This window comes from Mycetohabitans endofungorum, assembly GCF_002927045.1.
Classification (GTDB): domain Bacteria; phylum Pseudomonadota; class Gammaproteobacteria; order Burkholderiales; family Burkholderiaceae; genus Mycetohabitans; species Mycetohabitans endofungorum.
The window spans coordinates 1-1,836 of record NZ_PRDW01000053.1 but is presented as its reverse complement, the minus strand read 5'-3'; the positions used below and the strand labels follow the sequence as shown (position 1 = coordinate 1,836).

2 protein-coding genes and 2 pseudogenes are annotated in these 1,836 nt (G+C 54.5%); 2 read left to right on the top strand and 2 right to left on the bottom strand.

The genetic code is table 11. From position 1 onward, the window contains the following. Window positions 1–90 precede the first annotated feature (90 nt). Window positions 91–475: pseudogene (locus B0O95_RS16840) on the bottom strand (IS701 family transposase); the annotation flags it as partial. On the opposite strand from B0O95_RS16840, the gene B0O95_RS16835 reads away from it, so the two are divergent. After that, window positions 457–741 carry an Rpn family recombination-promoting nuclease/putative transposase gene (locus tag B0O95_RS16835; RefSeq protein WP_332908577.1) on the top strand — a complete coding sequence of 95 codons (285 nt, stop codon included), beginning with the start codon at window positions 457–459 and terminating at the stop codon, window positions 739–741. The pseudogene B0O95_RS16840 and the gene B0O95_RS16835 overlap by 19 nt on opposite strands. Beyond that, window positions 669–932: pseudogene (locus tag B0O95_RS15110) on the top strand (integrase core domain-containing protein); the annotation flags it as partial. The gene B0O95_RS16835 and the pseudogene B0O95_RS15110, both read left to right, overlap by 73 nt. Before the next feature lie 13 nt (window positions 933–945). Here the strand turns inward: B0O95_RS15110 and B0O95_RS15105 are convergent. Beyond that, on the bottom strand, window positions 946–1,836 hold an 891-nt coding region (locus tag B0O95_RS15105; protein ID WP_146064127.1), incomplete at its 5' end, for an alpha/beta fold hydrolase.

Below are 1,836 nucleotides of genomic sequence, written 5' to 3'. Positions count from 1 at the left end.
GGGACATCCGATATTCAACGCAACATCATTGCCACCGAACTGGGATTATGAACCGACATAGTACAGCGATGCGCCAGCGCAGCGATCGAATCAGGCACGTGTCGCTGTGCGCGCTAAGCAGCCGCGCGGCACGTAGTGCGCAGGTGAGGCAGGCGGGCTGCGGATGTCAGCGTTTTTTTACTGTCTTCTTGAATGAGGCGTTGGGCAACAAGAAATACATAGGCAGCCATGCACAGCATGAGCCCCGCGCCATCCTCATTCTCCGAAGGGCCTGAGGCCGAACCGCTGCTTGAGGTCCTGGTAGTCGCGCTCAATGCGCCAGCGCATTGTGGCACGTGAAACAGACCTGCCAATGGGTGCCTTCGGGCAATATTGAAGGCTAGTACGTGTTCGGCCCAGGCTGTGCGTTGGGCCACTCGATCAACAACCATTCCTCGTGGCGCGCAGTAAAGCGCCATGCTGGGCCATGAATTGCAGGAGCTGACTGCGGCTAAGTTTCTCGCGCAGGCCACCATGTTAGCATTCTGCATGAAACGCTCATCGACGATGACTCCGCATGATACGGTCTTCAGGCAGTTCCTCACGCATCCGAAAATTTTAACCCTGCATTTGCCCACGCAGTGGTTAGTGCAGTGCGACCTGGACACATTGCGTCTTAAGTCGGGCTCTCTCGCCCTGGCAAGCCAACTGATAACGCGAAGAACGAGTCGTTCAACGGGCGCTTGCGTGAGGAATGCCTAAACGCGCATTGGTTCTTATCGCTCGAAGACGCCAAGCGCAAAATCGAGACTTGGCGCCAGTACTATAATGAGGTGCGTTCCCACTCTGTACTGCAGTGGATGACGCCCGCCGAATTCGCCCGTCAGTGCAGGCCCCGGGCCGATTCGGCCCACCCCGAAGAGCCGGAAATTTCCACTTTAGAACGGCCCTGATTTGGGGATAGCCTCAATTTAGCTTGCGGGCCAGAATAGGACCAATGAGGGCCGTCGATTCCGGCTTGAGCATTTCTCCATGACTGCAGTGAACATTGCAAACTTCGATATTCCCGCGCACATAAGGGTTCCACGCATCAGGCGTGACTAGCGTTTCAAATCCCGCCTCTGCTACCGTGGCTCGAAACAATAGCGCATCACCGCCATACTGCGGTAAAGAATAATCTCTTACGATACGAGAATTATTCTTCGCAATTTTCTCGGCGTTTTCCAATAAATGCTCATCCATCGCCGACACTAACTCATTGCCATAGTGGTGGGCGAACACATCTCTAACCATCGCCTGATCAAGTTGATTTTCTTGCTCTTCAAAAGCTTTGCCCGCAAGAGGGGTACTATCTAGTAACACCAGCAACGCCACTTTTTCGCCCTGGTGTTCGAGTCGAACAGCCATGCTATGCGCCACATTGCCGCCGAGGCTCCATCCTAAGAGGCAGTAAGGCCCTTTGGGCTGAACACGGCGCATTTGTTCAAGATAGTCTGACACCATCTCGTCAACAGTAGACGCAAGCGAGCTTGTTCCATCGAACCCGCGAGCCTGCAAGCCATACAGGGGCTGATCGGGGTGAAGGTAATTGGACAGACCCATATAGCTCCAGCTCAAACCAAATCCGGGATGAATACAGAAAAGAGCAGGACAGCTGCCTGTGGGCTTAAGCGGAAGCAGAACGGAAAACGAGTTTTCTTGAATCCCGTCACGCTTAACTAAATGGCGTGCTAAGCCTGCGAGGGTGGGCGCCTCAAACAGCGTGCGAATAGCAAGGTCAACCCCTAACGCTGTGCGTACACGATTGATTAGGCGCATGGCCAGCAGCGAGTGTCCCCCCAGCGCAAAGAAGCTGTC